This is a genomic window from Microbulbifer mixtoriginis (SeqCode), from assembly GCF_052467945.1.
The window spans coordinates 4677673-4698498 of the sequence record NZ_CP174328.1 but is presented as its reverse complement, the minus strand read 5'-3'; the positions used below and the strand labels follow the sequence as shown (position 1 = coordinate 4698498).

Here is a 20826-nt window from a genome sequence, read left to right as displayed (position 1 = left end):
AAATATCCCTGGAAAAGGGTGGCTGGCGCAGCCCTTGTAGGCATCTCACCGCAAGAAATGGCTAAAAATAGCCTTATCATCGCCCAAAATCGCCGATTGTATTCAATTATCCAGCCTCCAGCCGGCTCACTTCAGTAGATCCCTAAATTGCACATTCAAAGATTTGCGCGCAAGAATTTTTTCAGTTTCTCATCTTCGAATACCCGCTGCATAGTCGCACTCAGCAGGCCATTTACCCGGCTTTCCACCTCTTCGCGGCTGGGCTTAATCAGATTGCGGTCTTTGCCAGAGGAACTGTAAGTTCCAAAATAGGTGGCATGGCCCACCTTAACCTCCAAGTGAATCTCAGCAGAGGTATCAACCTGGGTGGTGTATACCTGACTGGGGCTGTTATACGTCAGCTTCACCAACTTCGCCGTCACCTGCACCTCAGGTGCCGAATCGGTGATACGGAATGACCAATTGGCAAAACCCTGGCTCAACCCTGCGGCGATAGCACTACCTGCATCGTTGGAAATACTCACCTGAGATGTGTCTGCATAGACTCCGCCGAGAGAACCGAGCCCCCCACCGGATAGTTCATTAACACCGCGAACATTGAGGCTATAGCCCGAACCAATGGATTCGGGAGCCACCTGAACCTGTGGATACAAATGGATTTGCAGTGGGCTGTGAGCACACCCAGCCACGACCAGAGCCCCCACCCATAACAATAAATTCTTCATTTTTCTTACCTTTACTTCAACAGGATTTTTTTATCCAGCACCGCCATGATGATGGTGGTGATCTTTTTCAAGTCCATCACGCCCCATGATCGGAACCACAACCTCCAAACTACTTCCGTCGTCAAAAAGCAGGCGTAGGGGCAGTGTATCTCCAGCCTGAAGGCGCACCCCGTGAATCATCAAGTGGATACCACCTGGCATCATCTGTAGTTTCTCTCCAGCGGCAATCGACAGTTTCTCCAGTGGACGCATACGGTTGACGCCCCGTTCACGCTCAGTGGTATGCAAATTGACAGCCCCGCCCCCCCCTCCGGGCAACTCTACCGCCGTCAACTGCAGCGGTTGTTTGCCGGTGTTGTGCAGGGAGAGGTACGCCACGCTCATAGGTGCTCCCGGCGGAGTCTCTCTGGCATAGCCCTCAATCATAAGAGACTGGGTGAGGGCCAAAGCCCCCAAGGTGTACAAAAGGCTGCTGGAAAGCAGAATCCACACAAATACATTTGGCTTTTTCACTGGACCCCTCCACTGGGATTAATAAGAAGTAAACGCGCGGGGCTGCCAATCTTTATATCCCCCCGCACCCGATAACCGGGCACCGCTTCACGCAGCTGCTGATAAACCCAGCGGCCTTCCGCGTCATTGCCGGTGACAATTATGACGCGTAGTTGTTCTCTGCGAATACGCTGGGCCACTTGGCGCAGCTGTGTGACCAAATTTTCCGATCTCGCCCGCAGCCCAGCCGCAGGCAGGCCAATAGCCTCTCCCTGTGGTAGATCCAGCTGTGCGCGGCCGCGCTCATGGACTAGCTGTGTACGCACCTCAGCCACCAAAGGATTCCCCGGAGCCAGCATTTCTGCGCGCTGTAGTAGGCCGCCCACTTCGGTAAAAGCACGCCTGCGCAGCGCTTCCCGGGCACGCTCAACGTAGGTGACCACAATTGTTTGAATTCCGGTCTGAGCCTTACGATTTCCAGGGTCCAACTTCTGCACGTTTAGGTAGTAGTCATAGGCACTGGCGCCGGCAGGCTTGGTAAGATGGCCTTTGCGTAACGCCTGTTCAGCACGCTTTAAGAAGTAAGCCACATTGTTACGCCGCACCTCATTAACGGATGGTTTGGCTTTCTGCGAAGGTGGACTGGGCGCCGGGGGAGGCGGTTGTTGCGAAGCACAGGCACCAAGTAACGCCGCCATCAAGAGGCAGATAGCAAAGCTGTGAAGGCGTTCAAGTGACGGCAAAGCAATTCTCCGCTGTTGTTTTTTTGTACCAATAGCATCGCTATACTGCTGACGCGACTGAACCCCCGTCCGGCGCAGCAGTCAGAACCATGCGCCCGACTATAATGAATTTTTTCATCTATGGCTGTGATGACCAAAAGTTTCAGAAATAATTTCCTCGCACTGCTGGCAATATTGCTATGCCTATCCACAACCAACGCTTTTGCGCAGGCGGAAAGTAACCCTTTTGCATCTTCTATCGGCCAGCAGCAAAATACCTTTCTGCCAGTGGACGAAGCCTACCGGCAGGACCTGCTGCTGAGTGGCAACCAGCTCAGTGCGCTGTTTGAAATAGCTCCAGAATACTATCTCTATCGCGACAAACTTGCCCTTTACCTTGTAGAAAACGGACAAAAGACCGCAGTTCCACTGAATCTCCCCAGCGGTGAAGTTATCTGGGATGAGTATTTCGAGAAGGAAACCGAGGTCTATCGCGGCCAGCTGGAATTCCCCATTCCCCTCAACGACAGCGCCAATAACTTACAATTAGAACTGCACTATCAGGGCTGCGCCGATGCGGGGCTCTGCTACCCACCAGAGGTACGCCACTATCGCGTGGATATTGGCTCGGGAAGCATCCAGCCTATTGAGGGAGGCCCGCAAAATTCTTCTCCCCAAAGTACAGGTGGCAGCTCCTCACCTCAGGGGAGTAACGCTAGCGCCATCACGCTCCCCTTTGCACTGCTTTTCGCCTTTGCCGGCGGCCTGCTACTCAATCTAATGCCATGTGTTTTTCCAGTGCTTTCAATCAAGCTGCTGGCAGTTAGCCAGACAGCACAGAATGCTAATCAACGTCACCATCACGGCTGGGCCTACTCCACCGGCGTTGTACTCAGCTTTGTCGCCATTGCCGCCACCATGCTGGCATTGCGCGCCGGCGGTGAGGCGATAGGTTGGGGGTTCCAGCTACAGTCTCCCTGGTTGGTAGCCGCATTGGCCTATCTGTTCTTTATCATGGGACTCAGCTTGTCCGGTGTCACAGAGATCGGCAGCAGCCTGATGGGCGTTGGTAACAATTTAAGTAACAGTCAGGGGTTGCGCGGCTCCTTTACCTCCGGCGCCCTGGCCACACTCGTGGCCAGCCCGTGCACCGCGCCCCTGATGGGCTCGGCGCTGGGCTTTGCAGTCACACAATCTCCAGCCGTGGCGCTCAGTGTTTTTGCCGCCCTTGGCGCCGGTATGGCCGCCCCCTTCCTGCTGCTCACCTATATTCCCGCTCTAGTGGACAAGCTGCCACGCCCCGGCCCCTGGATGGATCGCTTAAAGCAACTACTGGCCTTCCCCATGTACTTGACCGCAGTGTGGCTGCTGTGGGTATTGGGACGTCAGACTGGTGGCGATGGTATCGCTCTGGTTCTCAGCGGCGCTGTGGCAATCGCCTTTGCGCTATGGCTTTGGCCCAGCCCTCAGTGGCACTGGCTGCGGGGCTCGCTGGCGGTTGTGGCCCTGAGCTTTGCGCTAATGCTACTGCCACGCCTCAGTACTGCCCCCCAAGCACTTCAACAGACCAGTGACTACTGGCAGCCCTACTCCGCCGAACGGCTCGAGACAGCGCGGAGGGAGGGGCGTCCAGTGCTAACCAATATGACCGCAGCCTGGTGTATTACTTGCTTGGCCAATGAGAAAGTGGTGCTGTCGAGTGATGCTGTGAGCGACGCCATTGAGAGACTAGGGGTAGTAGCTCTTAAAGGGGACTGGACCAATCAGGACCCACATATCAGCGAGCTCCTGGCGAAATACGGCCGTACCAGCGTGCCGCTTTACTTGCTTTACCCCGCCAGTGGTGGCGAGGCCAAAATCCTGCCGCAAATCCTCTCCCGCGAGGAGCTATTGATGGAGCTGGAAGCCGCTGCCGGGAGCGAACTCAGTAGATCCTCTGCCCCTTAAAGGAAACTGCCGCCTTTGTAGCCAATCCCAAGGGTAAAAAGGCCACATTGCGGATATTTTGCGCTAATTTTTAGGCAAATATCGCCGAACTGCCGCTAACTTCGATAAACTGCCCAGCAGGCATGGACAGGGAGTCACTTTTGCGGCACACTCGCCTAAAGCACTCGGGCAAATAGGCCAAAAATTCGATTTTGCCCGCAAGATAGCCAACTTTAGACCATTTTTTTGGGTTTTTCGGCAACTTTCCCCAGGGCATACTATGGCTAAAATTCTTCTCCTGCACGGCCCCAACCTCAACCTGCTCGGCAGTCGCGAGCCGCATATCTACGGCGCCGCCACCCTTGCGGAAATCAATCAGGCCGCCGAGCGCCAATGTGATGCTGCAGGCCACCAGCTGGAAACCCTCCAGAGCAATAGCGAGTCTGCCTTGGTGGAACGCATCCACTTAGCCGCCAATACCAGCGTGGATTTCATCGTAATCAATCCCGCCGCCTACACCCACACCAGCGTGGCTTTACGAGATGCTTTAGCGGGCGTTGCCATACCGTTTATCGAGTTACACCTTTCCAATCCTCATGCCCGCGAGGCATTTAGGCACCATTCCTATCTATCCGATTTAGCCCGTGGTGTGGTGTGTGGCTTCGGGCCACACAGCTACACCCTGGCACTTCAGGCGGCCATACACCAACTGGGTATGGCGTCTCAAAATCAATGAATCAAACCTGCGAGTGAAAGAACTATGGATATCCGCAAAATTAAAAAACTAATTGAGCTGCTCGAAGAATCGGATATCGGCGAGCTGGAAATTAAAGAGGGCGAGGAATCGGTGCGTATCAGCCGCGGGGTCAGCGGTGCAAATCAACCGGTTGCTCCAATTTACACGGCTCCAATGGCCCCGGCACCTGTTGCACCTGCCCAAGCTGCACCAGCCCCGGCGGCGGTAGAAAAAGAAACCAAACCAACGATCAGCGGCCATGCGGTGAAATCCCCAATGGTGGGCACTTTTTACGCAGCTCCCAGCCCCGGCGCCGAGCCCTTCGTCAAAGTTGGTCAGCAGGTTAAGGTCGGCGACGTAGTGTGCATCGTTGAAGCCATGAAAATGATGAACCAGATCGAAGCCGACAAGGCCGGTACCATCGATTCCGTTCTGCTCGAAGATGGCCAGCCGGTAGAGTTCGATCAGCCGCTCGTGACCATCGTCTGAGTGGGGTAAGTCACTATGTTCGACAAAATCCTGATCGCCAACCGCGGTGAAATCGCCCTGCGGATTTTGCGCGCCTGCAAAGAAATGGGCATCGCCACAGTTGCGGTTCACTCTTTGGTGGACCGCAATCTCAAGCATGTACGCCTGGCCGATGAATCTGTCTGTATTGGTCCCAACCCCTCGCCGCAGAGCTACCTGAATATTCCTGCCCTGATTTCCGCTATGGAGATCACCGATGCAGTAGCCGTGCACCCAGGCTACGGCTTCCTCGCAGAAAACGCGGACTTCGCCGAGCAAGTACAAAAAAGCGGCTTCACTTTTATCGGCCCAGACCCGGATGTCATTCGCCTGATGGGTGACAAGGTATCCGCCATCGCCGCCATGAAAAAGGCAGGCGTCCCCACCGTACCCGGCTCCGATGGTCCCCTACCCGAAAATAGCGAGCGCTGCCTAGAAATAGGCGAAAAAGTCGGCTATCCAGTCATTATCAAGGCCGCCGCCGGTGGCGGTGGCCGCGGTATGCGTGTCGTGGAGCGCGCCGAAGACCTGATCAACGCTATCGCTGTTACCAAGTCTGAGGCTCAAGCTGCCTTCGGTGATGGCACCGTATACCTCGAGAAATTTCTGCAGAACCCACGCCACGTCGAAGTCCAGGTAATGTCCGACGGACAGGGTAATGCCATTCACCTAGGGGATCGCGACTGCTCCCTCCAGCGCCGTCACCAAAAGGTACTAGAAGAAGCTCCAGCTCCCGGAATCCCCGATGCCGTGCGTGAACAGGTACACCAATCCTGCGTGCAAGCTTGTATCGATATCGGCTACCGCGGCGCCGGCACTTTCGAGTTCCTCTACGAGAATGAACGCTTCTACTTTATCGAGATGAACACACGTATTCAGGTTGAGCACCCTGTTACTGAAATGGTGACTGGCGTAGACCTGATCAAGGAACAGATTCGTGTCTGTGCTGGAGAGAAGCTCTCTCTCAAGCAAGAGGATATTGTCGTTCGCGGGCACGCCTTTGAGTGCCGTATCAATGCGGAAGATCCCCAGACTTTCTTCCCCAGTCCCGGCAAGGTCAACAACTTTCATATGCCCGGCGGCCTGGGTGTGCGGGTCGATTCGCACCTCTACTCGGGTTATACGGTTCCCCCCAACTACGACTCGATGATCGCCAAGTTGATCACCTACGCCGAGGACCGCGAAACCGCACTGGCACGCATGCGCGTAGCCCTTTCTGAGCTGGTTATTGATGGCATCAAGACCAATATCCCCCTGCAGGAGGATCTGGTACGCGATGAGGCCTTTGCCAAGGGTGGCGTCAATATTCACTATCTGGAGAAGAAGTTGGGACTCTAACCCTCGCCAGCCAGGGCAAAGTTGGAGAGAATTGCGGCCACAATACGATGATGCCGAACGCCAGGGATGGCGGCGGACATCGCAAAAGCAGGGTGGCCACTCCACCCCAATAGCAGTTACTCACCACGGAATCCCTATGCCCTGGCTACAACTCCGCGTCGACACCGATCGTGCCCAAGCGGACAAAATTGAAAATGCACTGCTTTTTGCCGGTGCCGTATCCGTTACCCTGCAAGACAACGCAGACCAACCCATTCTCGAACCCGGACTCGGCGAAGTACCCCTGTGGGATCAAACACGGGTTACCGGTCTGTTCGATGCCGAGGTCGACACTGCTGTCACTGAGGCCAAAGCAGCTTCCTTCCTTTGCGAGCTCCTACCCAATGCCCGCTGGGACCAACTTGAGGATAAAGACTGGGAACGCGAGTGGATGTCTCACTATAAGCCCATTCAGTGCGGCGACAACTTGTGGATCTGCCCCAGCTGGTGCGAGCCGCCTCAACCGGAGGCGGTCAACCTGCTACTGGACCCTGGACTCGCCTTCGGCACCGGCACCCACCCCACGACCTACCTGTGCTTGCGTTGGCTGGCACAAGAGCCCTTGCAGGATAAGAGCGCCATCGACTTTGGCTGTGGTTCCGGCATCCTTGGCATCGGCGCCTTGCTACTCGGAGCCAAATGCGCCATGGGGACCGATATCGATCCACAGGCTCTGATTGCCAGTCGCGACAACGCGGTGCGCAACGGCATAGACCCGCAGCGCTTCCCAGTCTATTTGCCAGAACAGATGCCTCAGGAAGCCGCCGATCTCATGCTAGCCAATATCCTTGCCGGCCCATTGGTAGAGCTCTCCAAGCAGCTGATTGCGCTGACCAAAATCGGCGGGCGTATCTGCCTGTCCGGTATCCTCGCCTCCCAGGCCGAACAAGTAAAAACTGCCTACTCAGACCAGATCGATTTCGATGAGGATGCGGAGCACGAGGGTTGGGTACGCCTGAGTGGTACCCGTATTCGCTAAATACGCTAGCCAGTACTACGCGGGGACCGGGCAGACTGATAAACTTGAGCGCAAAATAAACTGCGCCATAGTCGAATGTCTCAACTGGTAACCCGCTGCCCCCATTGCAGCACTTCATTTCACGTTAATGACCAGCAGCTGCGCGCTGCCCGTGGCGCTGTGCGCTGTGGTTCCTGCCTGCAAGTTTTCCGTGCAGATGAGAACATTGTCTTTAATGACAATGGCCCCGACACACGCAGTGATCTGGAAACTCTTCTGGAAGACGATGACTTCCTGATTCATGACGATATCGAGCTGGAAGACGACGATCCGGCGGATGCGGATAAGACAGCCCCCAACAGCGCCAATGCAAAGCAGCCTCCCATCGATTTTGAAGCCGGGGAACCCGCAGAAGACACCCAGCCCGAAGCACCACCAGCAAATTCCGAGAGCCTCATTGGTGACGCATTTGGCGATAACGAGTGGCAGGAGCTACAAGAAGAAAACCACCACGAGGAAGCCCAGGAGGAAGACCTAGAGTCGGTACTCAAACCGGATTGGGACGATGTACCCGACTTCGATAACAGTACTACAGGCAATAGGGTTGACACCAATTATGACAATCGGGACACCACCCATAAAAACGATAGCCTCAATGACCTGGATCCCTGGGAACAGCCCCTGGAGGCGCAAACAACTGCCACAGAGCCCAGCGATCTAAAATCAACATCCGAGACGCCCCCTAGCTCCGAAGAGATATTCCCTATATCCCAGCCTGAGGCAAGTGGTCAACGCAGGGAGCCTTACTTTGCCACAGAAGCTGAGGACACTCCTGAGCCGCAGGCCGAGCCCGCTCGCGAACAGCTGATCTCCGCCATTCAACCTGCCCCGCTGGAAATGAGCTGGGGTGCGACGCCATCGAAGAAAGCGGTGAGCCCCTGGCTGTGGCGACTTCTCCTGCCAGCTTTGGTAATTTTACTGTTGGTTCAAGTGGGCTACTTTCAGTTCGACCGTCTCAGCAAGCAGCAACCATGGCGCAAAATTTACGCTGTAGCCTGCCCACTATTCGGCTGTGCTCTCCCCCCATTACGCGATGCCAGAGCGATCCAGGCCTCCAACCTGATGGTGCGCAGCCATCCCCAGTTGGAGGGCGCTCTGATTGTGGACGCTGTGCTGCTAAATACAGCGCCCTACCCCCAGGCGTTTCCCAATTTGCTGTTAAATTTCAGCGACCTGAAAAATAAAGCGGTAGCGAGTCGCCGCTTTAGTCCCCAAGAGTATTTACAAGGGGAGTTGGCTGGGCGCAAGCTAATGCCCCAGGGCAGCCCTATTCACATTGCCATTGAGGTGGTCGATCCAGGGGCCGAGGCGGTGAACTACGAGATGAAAATCGCTCCTTGAGGAAGGTTTGAGCGTCAAGACATTGGTCACCCTGGCGTGCAAAGCCACTAAAATTGACCACTCTGCAAGCTAAACGCACAGGGATCGATCAATTTGCCCGCTTTTTCGCTTTGCCAACGCCGGGGCAGTCGTTATCATAGGCGGCCTTTTTGCCTGGGCCCAGAACGCCCTTCCAAAGCCCAAACGGAGCTACCGTGTCTATTGCTATAGGCCCCTACATTATCGACAACCCGGTAATCTTGGCGCCAATGGCCGGAGTTACTGATCGCCCCTTCCGTCAACTGTGTCGCCAACTCGGCGCCGGGTTGGTGGTATCGGAGATGGTGACCTCAGACACGCGTCTGTGGAATAGCCGCAAGTCACGACTGCGTCTGGACCACGGTGGTGAGGCAGCTCCCATATCGGTACAAATTGCCGGTGGTGATCCCGAGATGATGGCTCAGGCCGCTCGGGAGAACGTGCGTCGCGGCGCGCAAATCATCGATATAAATATGGGCTGCCCGGCAAAAAAAGTGTGTAAGAAAGCGGCGGGCTCCGCCCTGCTGCGGGATGAAAAGCTGGTTGCGGATATATTGCAGGCCGTGGTCCAGTCTGTCTCCGTCCCGGTGACGCTTAAGATCCGCACCGGCTGGTGTACGGATTCCCGTAATGGCGCCACCGTTGCTCAAATGGCCGAGGATGCTGGTATCGCTGCTTTGGCGGTTCACGGTCGCACTCGTGCCTGCGGGTACCACGGACAGGCTGAATTCGATACCATTGCCGATATTGTATCCAGGGTAGGAATCCCAGTTTTTGCCAACGGCGACATAACCAGTGCCGAAAGAGCCCGCGAGGTCCTCAATTACACTGGTGCTGCGGCGGTCATGATTGGCCGTGCCGCACAGGGACGACCTTGGATTTTTCGGGAGATAGCCCACTACCTCGCCACCGGCGAGCGGCTGCCCGAACCAACATTGGACGAAGTAAAAAAAATACTGCTCACCCACTTGGGTGAACTGCACCGATTCTACGGTGAGGTGATGGGGGTCCGTATCGCCCGCAAACACGTGGGCTGGTACTTGAAGACACTCGCGGACAGCGAGTCCTTCCGCAAGACCTTTTTCCAAATAGAGAGCGCAGAAGTACAACATGCCAGCGTTCACGAGTGGTTTGAACGCCGAATAACGAGAGGGGCACAAGCGGCATGAATAATGAAGTATTGATTCCGGATACTGGCAATGAAGAAGTATCCTCCAGGGGACAGACTCAACTGGCACAGCCACAGCAGCAGTCCCTGCGCGATGCCGTCGAGCACGCAATGGAGAATTACTTCCGCCACCTGGATGGCCAGATGGTAACCGATGTCTACGACATGGTGCTGTCGGAGATCGAAGCGCCCATGCTCGAAGTGGTGATGAAATACACCCGCCACAACCAGACCCGCGCCGCGCAATTACTGGGTCTCAACCGTGGCACCCTGCGCAAGAAGCTGAAGCGCTACGGCCTGCTGTAAGCTTCCCACCAAGCGAAATTTTGAAGGGGGATGAGGTAACTCATCCCCCTTCGCTATTTTCCCGGCAGCGTTTTTGTTGCCACAGTGGACAACCGCTAAAACCCTTTAAACATCCTTTTCGAAAACCAGTTGGATCAAGTGCAATGACAGACAAGGTTTCCATCCGCCGCGCTCTAATTAGTGTCTCTGACAAGAGTGGCATTGTAGAGTTCGCTCAACAGCTCTCCGCAATGGGGGTTGAGATTCTTTCCACCGGCGGAACCCACCGCCAGCTCAAGGAAGCGGGTATTCCCGTGGTAGAAGTTTCCGACTACACCGGTTTCCCTGAAATGATGGACGGCCGTGTCAAAACGCTGCACCCGAAAGTACACGGTGGCATTCTGGGGCGCCGTGGTACCGATGATGCCATCATGGGCGAGCACGGTATCACCCCGATCGATATGGTGGTGGTTAACCTCTACCCCTTCGCTCAAACCGTTGCCAAGCCCGACTGTTCCCTCGAAGACGCTATCGAGAACATCGATATCGGCGGCCCTACCATGGTTCGCGCTGCCGCCAAGAACCACAAAGATGTCACTATCGTGGTCAATGCCAGCGATTACGGCAATATCATCGAGGAGATGAAAGCTAACGATGGTGCCCTGAGCCACACCAGCCGCTTTGATCTGGCGGTAAAAGCCTTCGAACACACTGCGGGCTACGACGGCGCTATTGCCAATTACCTGGGCGCCATTAAAGGCGAAGAAAAGCAGCTGTTCCCGCGCACCTACAACAGCCAATTTATCAAGAAACTGGACCTGCGCTACGGTGAGAACCCGCACCAGAAATCCGCTTTCTATACCGAAGCCAACCCAGCTGAGGCCAGTATTTCCACTGCCACCCAGCTGCAGGGCAAAGAGCTGTCCTACAACAATATCGCCGATACCGATGCCGCGTTGGAGTGTATTAAGTCCTTCGAGCAACCCGCTTGCGTGATCGTTAAACACGCCAATCCCTGTGGTGTGGCAATTGCTGAAGATATTCACAAGGCCTACGACCTGGCTTTCGCTACCGACAGTGAATCTGCCTTTGGCGGTATCATCGCCTTCAACCAGGAACTGGATGGCGCCACTGCCCGCGCGATCGTCGAGCGCCAGTTTGTTGAAGTCATCATCGCACCGTCAGTCTCCGAAGAGGCAAAACAGATCGTTGCCGAGAAGAAGAATCTGCGCTTGCTGGTATGCGGCCAGTGGAGCAACGAGCGCACCCCGGCACTGGACTACAAGCGCGTTAATGGTGGCCTGCTGGTTCAGGACCGCGACGACGGCCTGATCACCGCTGCCGACCTGAAAGTAGTCTCCAAGCGCCAGCCCACTGAAGAAGAAATCCGCGATCTGTTGTTTACCTGGAAAGTGGCCAAGTTTGTAAAATCCAATGCCATCGTATACGGCAAAGACGGTCGCACTGTCGGTGTAGGCGCAGGCCAGATGAGCCGCGTAAACTCCGCGCGTATCGCCGCGATCAAGGCCGAGCATGCAGGCCTCGCCGTTGCAGGGTCCGTGATGGCCTCCGACGCTTTCTTCCCCTTCCGAGATGGTATTGATAACGCCGCCGCTGTCGGTATCCAGGCGGTTATCCAGCCTGGTGGCTCCATGCGCGATGAGGAAGTGATCGCCGCAGCGGACGAGCACAATATGGCCATGGTATTTACCGGTATGCGCCACTTCCGCCACTAAGATTGTACGCCCGCAAATGCTTACTGTTGCGGGCTATGATCAACGGGCTGGGAAGTATCGACACTTCCCAGCCCGCATAAATCATTTGAATCCAGGGGCGAGACTCAGGCCTCAGAATCAATTCCACGTTAAACTAGCACACCTATAGCCTGTGCAATGGACCGGATCGGTAGACTTAGGGGGATTTAAGAATGAACGTATTGGTTATCGGATCAGGTGGCCGCGAGCACGCCCTGGCGTGGAAAGCAGCGCAAAACCCAAATGTCGGCACCGTCTATGTTGCCCCAGGCAACGCCGGCACTGCCCGCGAACCCAAGCTGGAAAATATCGCGATCGGTGTGGATAACTTCGCCGCCCTGGCAGATTTCGCTGAGGAAAACGGCGTAGAACTAACGATTGTCGGCCCCGAAGTACCATTGGTTGACGGTATTGTAGATTTCTTTAACGGGCATGGCCTCGCCATCTTTGGCCCCAGCAAAGGCGCTGCACAGCTGGAAGGCTCCAAGGCCTTCACCAAGGGCTTTCTTGAGCGCCACAAGATCCCCACCGCCGCTTATCGCAATTTCACCGAAGTTGAACCAGCCATCGAATATATTCGTGAGCGCGGAGCCCCCATCGTAGTCAAAGCCGATGGCCTCGCCGCTGGTAAAGGCGTCATCGTCGCCGAGACCGAGCAACAGGCCGAGCTGGCTGTGCGCGATATGCTCTCCGGGAATGCCTTTGGCGACGCTGGCTGCCGAGTAGTGATCGAGGAATTCCTGCAGGGTGAGGAGGCGAGTTTTATCGTAATGGTAGATGGGGAGAATATCCTGCCCATGGCCACCAGCCAGGACCACAAGCGCGTCGGTGACGGCGATACTGGCCCCAATACCGGCGGCATGGGTGCCTACTCCCCAGCACCGGTAGTGACCGACAGTGTTTATCAGCGCATCATGCAAGAAGTAATTGAACCCACAGTAAAAGGCCTCGCCGCTGAGGGTACGCCATATACCGGGTTTCTCTACGCTGGCCTGATGATCGATCCGCAGGGTGCTCCCAGAGTGATCGAATATAACTGCCGCTTCGGCGACCCCGAAACCCAGCCTATTATGATGCGTCTGAAATCCGACCTGGTAGACCTGTGCCTGGCCGCACTGGACAAAAAGCTCGATAGCGTGACGGCTGAATGGGACCCGCGCCCATCACTTGGAGTGGTACTGGCCGCACACGGCTATCCCGGCAGTTACCGCAAGGGCGATGCTATTAGTGGGCTTGAGAAAGCTGACGGCGATAACGCCAAAGTCTTTCACGCTGGTACTGCCCTGGACGGCGAGCGTGTGGTCACCAATGGCGGCCGCGTACTCTGCGCCACCGCATTGGGCGACACCGTCGCCGAAGCTCAGGCCAATTCCTATGAAGCTGCCCGCGCCATCTATTGGGAAGGTGTATTTTACCGGAAAGATATCGGTTATCGCGCGGTCGAAAGAGAACAGATTAGTAGCGATAAGTAGTTTTACCTAGCATGGCGGTAGGGCTGACTACCGCCATACAGAGGAAGTCATAAACATGAGTGAACGCAATTTGAGTGGCCTCGATCACCTGCTGATTCAGGCTGACCGCGCCCTGCGTACTCTGAGTCCCGGCGAGCCCTGTCACGGGCGCCCATCTCCGGCCAAAGGCGAAGCGGAGGCCGAGCTCAGCGATGCCGAACGCAAGCACGCTGCCGGTCTGATGCGGGTCAACCACAGCGGCGAAGTCTGTGCTCAGGCCCTCTACCAAGGCCAGGCACTCACAGCAAAACTGCCCGAGGTACGCGGTGAAATGGAGCGCGCTGCGGATGAGGAGATCGACCACCTGGCTTGGTGTGAGCAGCGCCTCAAAGAACTGGACAGCCGCCCAAGCCTGCTCAATCCACTCTGGTATGGATTGTCATTTGGACTGGGCGCCGCCGCCGGCAAAATCAGCGATCGCATCAGCCTGGGATTTGTCGCAGCGACAGAAGAAAGGGTCTGCGAACACCTGGAGAGTCATCTGCAGAAGCTTCCAGCCCAGGACAAACGCAGTCGCGCCGTAGTGGAGCAAATGTTGGTCGATGAGAGTGAACACGCTCATGCCGCGCTAGCCGCCGGAGGCAAACGTTTCCCAGCACCGGTGAAAGGCGCTATGTCTCTGGTAGCCAAGGTGATGACCTCAGCCAGTTACAAAATTTAAAATATTAATAACCGGTTCGTAAAAATTGGCTGGCCCGCTAAAAGCAACCGCTTTTGAGCAGGCCTTTTCTTTATCTGAGTATTGCTTAGACTTCTTCTACTCGATAGCGATGCACAATCTCCACTCCCGCATTGCGCAACATAATTGAAGCAGAGCAATATTTCTCTGCAGATAGCTCCACAGCGCGGGCTACATGGGATTCTTTTATTCCCCGGCCTCGCACAACAAATTCCATTTCAATTCGCTCAAAAGGTGATGGGGTGGTATCCGGGCGAACGCCATTCAATTCGCAATGACAGGAAATAATATCCTGGCGCGCCTTCTGTAAAATGGAAACCACATCATAGGCTGCACAGCCACCAACTCCGAGGAGAATCATCTCCATCGGGCGCACACCGTTATTAGTGCGCCCCCCTTCCATCACTACCGAATTACCACTGCCGGCTTCGCCGACGAAGGTCAAATCATTAACCCAGGTTACCTTGCCCTGCATTGCCATTCTCCCGCTGAAATTCAAGCCGCGAAGCTTAGCACAGAGTACAAGATTATCCTGACAGGCAGAGTATTTCCGGTATAGTGTCCGTAACACCTCCGCGCGAAATGTTCACTACTGAAGTTTCTCCCCTTCGCCAGTGAACGCAATAGCCCGCTTGCAGTCCAATCGCACCCGCGCCAGAGTGTCACAGGTCACACTGCGGAACTTTGCCGCGACCAACCTCTGTTGGGGACTGTTTTTTCGCGCGATAATTCAATAGTGCTCAGCTGCTAAAGCCGGGATAGAGCACGAGACAAAAAATGAGGAATAAATCCGTGACGGTTGCTATCGAAGACCCCATGACTATCGGCAATATTGAAGACTTTCTGGCCCACTGCCACCGGCGACGCTATCCGGCCAAGAGCACGATTATCTATGCCGGCGACCGCTGTGAGTCCCTCTATTTCATTATGCGCGGTTCAGTCACCGTCTTAATCGAAGATGACGAGGGCCGCGAAATGATCGTAGCCTATCTAAACGACGGGGACTTTTTCGGTGAAATGGGGCTATTTGATCAGGACACCCGCAGCGCCTGGGTGCGCACCAAAACCGAGTGTGAGGTTGCGGAAATCTCCTACACCAAATTCCAGGAACTGACTCGTCAGCACCCAGAATTCCTGTTCGCTCTAGCCACACAAATGGCCGGGCGCCTACGCAATACCACTCGAAAAGTTGGCGATCTAGCCTTCCTTGATGTTACCGGTCGTGTGGCTCGCACCCTTTTGGACCTGTGTAATGAGCCCGATGCGATGACCCATCCAGAAGGCATGCAAATCAAGATCACTCGCCAGGAAATTGGCCGTATTGTCGGATGTTCCCGTGAGATGGTTGGGCGCGTGCTGAAAACCCTGGAAGAGCAGGGCTTGGTATCGGTCAAAGGTAAAACTATGGTGGTTTACGGCACCCGTTAAATACCTGTCCCAGAGTCAAATACCACAGACACAAAAAAGGGCGATGTAATCAATCGCCCTTTTTTGTGTCTGTGATTTTATCTAGCTAACTTTCTAAAAACCCCACTAGCATCAGTTAAACATCTCCATCAATTTTCGTCCCGGCTCTTCCTCGCGCATAAAAGCCTCGCCAACCAAAAATGCATCGACACTGTGCCCGCGCATGGCCGCGACATCATCCGTCGTGTGGATACCGCTTTCTGTTACAACAATGCGGTCCTTGGGAATCAGATTGAGCAGTTTAAAAGTGTTCTCCAGCTGTACCTCAAAGGTGTGCAGATTACGATTGTTAATTCCAATTAGACGGTTGGGGAGAGCCAACGCCCTCTCCAGCTCTGCGCGATTGTGCACTTCCACCAGCACATCCAATCCCAATTCCAGGGCCAAACCATTGAGTTCCTGCATTTGCTGATCTTCCAGGCAGGCGGCAATGAGCAGGATGCAATCAGCTCCAATAGCGCGCGCCTCAAACACCTGGTAAGGGTCCACGGTAAAGTCCTTACGCAAAACCGGTAAACGAACCGCGTTGCGCGCCTGCTGCAAATAACTGTCATCGCCCTGGAAAAAATCCCTATCGGTGAGTACCGACAAGCATGCCGCGCCACCTCTCTCATAACTGGTCGCAATTTCTGCGGGAAGAAAGTCCTCGCGAATCACCCCCTTGCTGGGGGAAGCCTTTTTGATTTCCGCAATCACTGCGGCCTCACCCTCGGCGATTTTGTATTCCAATGCCGCGACAAATCCCCTCGCCGGTGGTTGGTCCTCCGCGCTCAGACGTATTTCTTCCAGACTGCATTGAGATTTGCGCTCCGCCACTTCCTGCCACTTGCGCTCGATAATAGTTTTTAAAATGGTCGGTGTGCTCACGATTTCACTTCCTCGGGGCGAAAGGCGCTGGTAAAGGCAGCCAGGTCATTGATTTTTTCTGCGGCCAAACCGCTATCGATGGCGTCCTGCGCCATGGCGACACCCTGCTCTGCCGTGCTCGCAGTGCCGCTGACATAAATGGCCAGGCCGGCATTCAGGGCGATAATATCTGCAGCTTTTTTCCCTGCCTCAGTTTCACGTTTACCCAATGCGTCGCGAATCAAGGATAGAGACTCTGCGGCACCCGCAACAATCAAGCCATCCAGGCTTTGGCGGGGCAGACCAAAGGCTTCGGGGCAGAGAGTAAACTCACTAATAACACCATATTTCAATTCCACCGCAAAAGTATCTGCGGCGATACTGGCTTCGTCGAGGCCGTCATCGCTGTGCAGGACCAGCACGTGCTCAGAACCAAGTCGTTGCAGGACTTCAGCCAACAAACGACAGTAGCGTTTCTCATAAACACCAATAACCTTGCGCTTAACTCCGGCGGGGTTGGTCATGGGGCCGAGCAGATTAAAAATAGTGCGCAGCCCCAGTGCTTTGCGCGCTGGGCCTACATGACGAACGGCGCTATGAAAACTGGGCGCAAACATAAAGCCGATACCGATTGTTTCCACACAGCGGGCCATTTGCTCCGCGCTTAAATCCAGATAAACCCCGGCGCGTTCGAGCAAATCGGCGGAGCCACTACTAGAAGACACCGAGCGGTTGCCATGTTTGGCCACCCTGGCCCCAGCTGCAGCTGCAACAAAGCTACTGGCACTGGATACATTAAATAGATTTGCGCCATCTCCGCCGGTGCCGACGATGTCTACGGTATTCTCAAGGTCGAGTTCAACCTTAGTGGCCAGTGCCCGCATGGTTTCCACCGCACCGACGATCTCGTCGACAGTTTCACCGCGAATGCGCAACGCGATCAGTAGGGCTCCTATCTGCGCTTCCAGGGCTTCACCACGCATGATTTGGCCCACAGTCTCGCGCATCTCCTCACGGCTCAAATGCTCTCCATCCACCAACTTGGCGATAGCATTTTGTATATTCATTGTGCCCCCCTTGTCCCGCTCAATATTGATTGGTGCGAAGCGTAATTAACTGCCCCGCGTTTTGCCCTTCGCATCAGGACTCGAGAAAATTCTTCAACATATCGTGGCCATGCATGGTGAGAATGGACTCTGGATGAAACTGCACGCCCTCTATCGGTAATTCCCGGTGGCGCAGCCCCATAATTTCATCAATCTCGCCGTTAGGCGTCTCCGTCCAGGCGGTAATTTCCAGGCATTCAGGCAAGCTGCCCTTTTCCACCACCAGGGAGTGATAACGGGTGGCCTCGAAAGGATTGGATAGGCCGTGAAACACTCCCAGGTTGTTGTGCACTATAGGCGATGTTTTACCGTGCATAACCTGGCCGGCACGTACGACGCGACCACCAAAAACCTGGCCGATACTCTGGTGACCAAGGCAAATACCCAAAATAGGGATACGCCCGGCGAAATGGCGAATCGTCTCCAGGGAAATGCCTGCCTCATTGGGTGTGCAGGGCCCTGGTGAAATCACAATTTTCGCCGGGGCCAACTGCTCTATGTCCTCAAGGGTTATTTCGTCATTGCGCTTGACCACAACCTCAGCGCCCAGCTCCTCAAGGTACTGCACCACATTCCAGGTAAAGGAATCGTAGTTATCGATCATCAAAATCATTACTTGGCCCCCATAGCTTGTGCAGTATCGGTAGTTGCTTCCATGCGCTTTTGCAGTCGTGCGAGCGCCGCTTGGGTTGAGCGCAATTCGCGCAGAATTTCAGTTTGACTGGGTGGCAGACACATTTCATCCATTCGACGCAACTTGGCTTCCTCCAGATTATTGAGCACCACGCCAATAAACAGGTTAATCATGACAAAGGCGCCCATAACCACGAAACTGACAAAGTAGAGCCAGGCCCAAGGCATTGCATCCATAGCGGTATACATAATGTCGGTCCAATCCTCGAAGGTCACTATACGGAACAGACTCAACAGAGCTATCGGCAGGTTGCGCCAATGGGTTGGGTCTATCTCATGAAAGAGAAAGTAGCCCGCCACGCCATAGATATAAAAGATAATTCCCATCAAGATTGCGATGTGCATCATGCTCGGCAAGCTGCGCAACAGTGTATCCACCAGAGTACGCAGTTCAGGGAAGGCAGAAACCAGTCGCAACACCCGCAGGATCCGTACCAGGCGCGCGAGTGTTGCCAGGGGCCCTGTGGCAGGAATCAAGCTTAAGGCGATGATGGTGAAATCGAAGCAGTTCCAGCCGCTGGCAAAATAACGCCAGGGGCGCGATCCGTGCGAAGTTATTTTTATCGCTGCCTCTAAAATAAAAGCAGTCAGTACCAATTGGTTAACAACCCCCAATGCAGTACCAAAACGCTCCATCACCCATATTGAAGTCTCTAGCCCCACCGCCAGTGCATTAACCAGGATCATGCCAATGATCACCTGATTAAACAGGGGAGCTTCGACTATCTGTTGACAACGGGCAGCAAGAGATACTTTTTGAGAAATACTAGCTTCGCTCATTTTGTTCGATCTTTACTTCTACTTCTTTACAACTACTCGCCAGAGCCATGCCCGCTGCACGGAACAACGCCCTAGCCTTATTCATGGTCTCATCCCACTCGGATTGGGGATCTGAATCGGCCACCAGGCCGGCACCGGCCTGGATAAATAACTGTCCGTCCTTAATGACTGCGGTGCGAATTGCGATGGCTGTATCCATATTGCCATTCCAGGCCAGGTAACCCACCGCACCACCATAGATACCACGCTTCTCTGGTTCCAATTCATCAATAATTTCCATAGCGCGGATCTTTGGCGCCCCGGATAAAGTGCCGGCCGGAAGCGCCGCGCGCAGGGCATCCATACCGGTGAGCCCCTCCCGCAACTGACCGGTGACATTGGAGGTGATATGCATCACATGGGAGTAGCGTTCCACCACCATCTGCTCAGTGACCTGCACGCTGCCAGTCGCCGCTACACGGCCCACATCATTGCGCCCCAGATCGATCAACATCAGGTGCTCAGCACACTCTTTGGGGTCCGCCAATAGCTCCTGCTCCAGGGCTTTATCCTCCTCCTCGGAAGTACCGCGACGGCGGGTGCCTGCCAGCGGACGCACAGTCATCTCACCCTCTTCCAGGCGTACCAGAATCTCTGGACTGGAGCCCACAACCTGGTGATCCCCTAGGTCGAGGAAATACATATAGGGCGAGGGGTTCAGGCTGCGCAGGGCGCGATAAAAATTCAGTGGCGGGGCATCGAAAGGAGCCGACAAGCGCTGAGATGGCACCACCTGCATAACATCACCGGCGAGGACATATTCCTTTACCCTATCTACGGCCTTCTTGAAATTTTTCTCACCAAAGTGGGAGTGAAAAGCACCCTCTTCGATTCCCTTGCCATCCAGGTCCAGAGGCACTGTATCCGGTAAAGGCCGAGCCAACCTTTCCACCAGTTGATCCAGACACTGCTGGGCCCTCTCATAGGCATCGGCCTGGGAAGGGTCCGCATGCACAATAAAGATAACCGCACCGGCGAGGTTGTCGAACACCACCAGCTCATCACTGACCATCAGCAGGATATCCGGATTACCCAGGCTATCCTGCGGCATACTGTGCGCTAAACGCGGTTCAATATAGCGCACACAGTCATAGCCAAAATACCCAACCAAGCCACCGTTAAAACGCGGCAAATTGGCAAGTTCCGGTACCCGGTAGCGCTGCTGAAACTGCTCGACAAATGTCAGCGGATCGCGCTCGGTATAGCTTTCTATCACCGCCCCGTCACACTCCACCGTAACCTCATTGCCACGCACCCGAAGCAGGGTTCTGGCGGGCAATCCAATAATGGAGTAGCGCCCCCATTTCTCCCCGCCCTGTACCGACTCCAGCAGGTAGCTGTAGCGACCTTCGGCAAGCTTCAGATAAGTGGACAGGGGGGTTTCAATATCCGCCAGCACACGGCGCACTAGCGGTATACGGTTATAGCCCGAAGACACAAGTTGGGCGTATTCACTAGGGGTCATAGAGACTCCGATCTATTGGGTATTTTTCTTGTTGGCGCCAAAGTATAGGCGGCGCCCACGGGAGAGGTGGCCGAACGGTATTGTTGACCAGTTGGCCTCAGCGGATCAGTGGCGCCATCGCCAACTGCTGGATGTGGGGATAGTGTGATTCACGGAAATTCCCTCTGTGCA

General features: G+C 55.0%; 21 protein-coding genes. 12 read left to right on the top strand and 9 right to left on the bottom strand.

Features of this window, described 5'->3' with window-relative positions; translation table 11 throughout:
- Positions 1-155 precede the first annotated feature (155 nt).
- Genes ACJJIJ_RS20420 through ACJJIJ_RS20410 form a run of 3 tightly spaced genes read right to left on the bottom strand, consistent with a single transcriptional unit; the run spans position 156 to position 1960 of the window.
- Entirely contained in the window at positions 156-725 is a 570-nt protein-coding gene (locus ACJJIJ_RS20420) for a YajG family lipoprotein (RefSeq protein WP_444938291.1), read from the bottom strand.
- A gap of 30 nt (positions 726-755) precedes the next feature.
- Entirely contained in the window at positions 756-1238 is a 483-nt protein-coding gene (locus ACJJIJ_RS20415; protein WP_444938290.1) for a copper chaperone PCu(A)C, read from the bottom strand.
- Positions 1235-1960, bottom strand: a complete 726-nt coding sequence (locus ACJJIJ_RS20410) for an N-acetylglucosaminyltransferase (RefSeq protein ID WP_444938289.1) — start codon at positions 1958-1960, stop codon at positions 1235-1237. Before ACJJIJ_RS20410 ends, ACJJIJ_RS20415 begins: the two co-directional genes overlap by 4 nt.
- A 120-nt stretch (positions 1961-2080) precedes the next feature.
- On the opposite strand from ACJJIJ_RS20410, the gene ACJJIJ_RS20405 reads away from it, so the two are divergent.
- The 11 genes from ACJJIJ_RS20405 to coq7 all read left to right on the top strand — a co-directional run bounded on the left by ACJJIJ_RS20405 (position 2081) and on the right by coq7 (position 14241).
- Positions 2081-3886: a protein-disulfide reductase DsbD family protein gene (locus ACJJIJ_RS20405; RefSeq protein ID WP_444938288.1), complete on the top strand. Its 1806-nt coding sequence runs from the start codon at positions 2081-2083 to the stop codon at positions 3884-3886.
- Positions 3887-4145: 259 nt separating this feature from the next.
- Complete coding sequence (gene aroQ / locus ACJJIJ_RS20400) at positions 4146-4601, top strand: type II 3-dehydroquinate dehydratase (protein WP_444883656.1); 456 nt, start codon at positions 4146-4148, stop codon at positions 4599-4601.
- Positions 4602-4625: 24 nt separating this feature from the next.
- Complete coding sequence (gene accB / locus ACJJIJ_RS20395; RefSeq protein WP_444938287.1) at positions 4626-5090, top strand: acetyl-CoA carboxylase biotin carboxyl carrier protein; 465 nt, start codon at positions 4626-4628, stop codon at positions 5088-5090.
- Positions 5091-5105: 15 nt separating this feature from the next.
- The gene (gene accC / locus ACJJIJ_RS20390) at positions 5106-6446 is read left to right on the top strand and encodes an acetyl-CoA carboxylase biotin carboxylase subunit (RefSeq protein WP_252084374.1); all 1341 of its coding nucleotides are present in this window, start codon (positions 5106-5108) and stop codon (positions 6444-6446) included.
- Positions 6447-6582: 136 nt separating this feature from the next.
- Positions 6583-7464 carry a 50S ribosomal protein L11 methyltransferase gene (gene prmA / locus ACJJIJ_RS20385; RefSeq protein ID WP_444883653.1) on the top strand — a complete coding sequence of 294 codons (882 nt, stop codon included), beginning with the start codon at positions 6583-6585 and terminating at the stop codon, positions 7462-7464.
- 75 nt (positions 7465-7539) lie between these two features.
- Positions 7540-8844 carry a DUF3426 domain-containing protein gene (locus tag ACJJIJ_RS20380; RefSeq protein ID WP_444938286.1) on the top strand — a complete coding sequence of 435 codons (1305 nt, stop codon included), beginning with the start codon at positions 7540-7542 and terminating at the stop codon, positions 8842-8844.
- 248 nt (positions 8845-9092) lie between these two features.
- Complete coding sequence (gene dusB, locus ACJJIJ_RS20375) at positions 9093-10031, top strand: tRNA dihydrouridine synthase DusB (RefSeq protein ID WP_444900927.1); 939 nt, start codon at positions 9093-9095, stop codon at positions 10029-10031.
- Positions 10028-10336 carry a DNA-binding transcriptional regulator Fis gene (fis, locus tag ACJJIJ_RS20370; RefSeq protein WP_020411495.1) on the top strand — a complete coding sequence of 103 codons (309 nt, stop codon included), beginning with the start codon at positions 10028-10030 and terminating at the stop codon, positions 10334-10336. Before dusB ends, fis begins: the two co-directional genes overlap by 4 nt.
- A 143-nt stretch (positions 10337-10479) precedes the next feature.
- Positions 10480-12051, top strand: coding sequence for a bifunctional phosphoribosylaminoimidazolecarboxamide formyltransferase/IMP cyclohydrolase (gene purH / locus ACJJIJ_RS20365; protein ID WP_444938285.1), 1572 nt, complete (start codon positions 10480-10482; stop codon positions 12049-12051).
- A 191-nt stretch (positions 12052-12242) separates the two neighbouring features.
- Complete coding sequence (purD, locus tag ACJJIJ_RS20360) at positions 12243-13541, top strand: phosphoribosylamine--glycine ligase (protein ID WP_444938284.1); 1299 nt, start codon at positions 12243-12245, stop codon at positions 13539-13541.
- 55 nt (positions 13542-13596) lie between these two features.
- Positions 13597-14241 carry a 2-polyprenyl-3-methyl-6-methoxy-1,4-benzoquinone monooxygenase gene (gene coq7 / locus ACJJIJ_RS20355; RefSeq protein ID WP_252084369.1) on the top strand — a complete coding sequence of 215 codons (645 nt, stop codon included), beginning with the start codon at positions 13597-13599 and terminating at the stop codon, positions 14239-14241.
- Between the two features lie 85 nt (positions 14242-14326).
- Here coq7 and ACJJIJ_RS20350 read toward each other — a convergent pair whose 3' ends face one another.
- The gene (locus ACJJIJ_RS20350) at positions 14327-14734 is read right to left on the bottom strand and encodes an OsmC family protein (RefSeq protein ID WP_252084368.1); all 408 of its coding nucleotides are present in this window, start codon (positions 14732-14734) and stop codon (positions 14327-14329) included.
- 302 nt (positions 14735-15036) lie between these two features.
- Between ACJJIJ_RS20350 and crp the strand changes: the two genes are divergently transcribed.
- On the top strand, positions 15037-15687 hold the full coding sequence (gene crp, locus ACJJIJ_RS20345; RefSeq protein ID WP_051089460.1) for a cAMP-activated global transcriptional regulator CRP: 651 nt from the start codon (positions 15037-15039) through the stop codon (positions 15685-15687).
- A 111-nt stretch (positions 15688-15798) separates the two neighbouring features.
- Here the strand turns inward: crp and trpC are convergent, their stop codons facing one another.
- The 5 genes from trpC to trpE all read right to left on the bottom strand — a co-directional run bounded on the left by trpC (position 15799) and on the right by trpE (position 20655).
- Positions 15799-16596 (bottom strand): indole-3-glycerol phosphate synthase TrpC, encoded by a 798-nt coding sequence (gene trpC / locus ACJJIJ_RS20340; protein WP_252085952.1) that lies wholly within the window; start codon positions 16594-16596, stop codon positions 15799-15801.
- Positions 16590-17639, bottom strand: coding sequence for an anthranilate phosphoribosyltransferase (gene trpD / locus ACJJIJ_RS20335; RefSeq protein WP_444938283.1), 1050 nt, complete (start codon positions 17637-17639; stop codon positions 16590-16592). Before trpD ends, trpC begins: the two co-directional genes overlap by 7 nt.
- Before the next feature lie 73 nt (positions 17640-17712).
- A complete protein-coding gene (locus ACJJIJ_RS20330; protein WP_252084366.1) occupies positions 17713-18291 on the bottom strand; it encodes an anthranilate synthase component II in 579 nt (192 codons plus the stop codon).
- Positions 18291-19151 carry an ion transporter gene (locus tag ACJJIJ_RS20325; protein ID WP_252084365.1) on the bottom strand — a complete coding sequence of 287 codons (861 nt, stop codon included), beginning with the start codon at positions 19149-19151 and terminating at the stop codon, positions 18291-18293. The genes ACJJIJ_RS20330 and ACJJIJ_RS20325 overlap by 1 nt, the downstream gene beginning before the upstream one ends.
- Positions 19138-20655 carry an anthranilate synthase component I gene (gene trpE, locus ACJJIJ_RS20320; protein ID WP_252084364.1) on the bottom strand — a complete coding sequence of 506 codons (1518 nt, stop codon included), beginning with the start codon at positions 20653-20655 and terminating at the stop codon, positions 19138-19140. Before trpE ends, ACJJIJ_RS20325 begins: the two co-directional genes overlap by 14 nt.
- Positions 20656-20826: the final 171 nt, after the last annotated feature.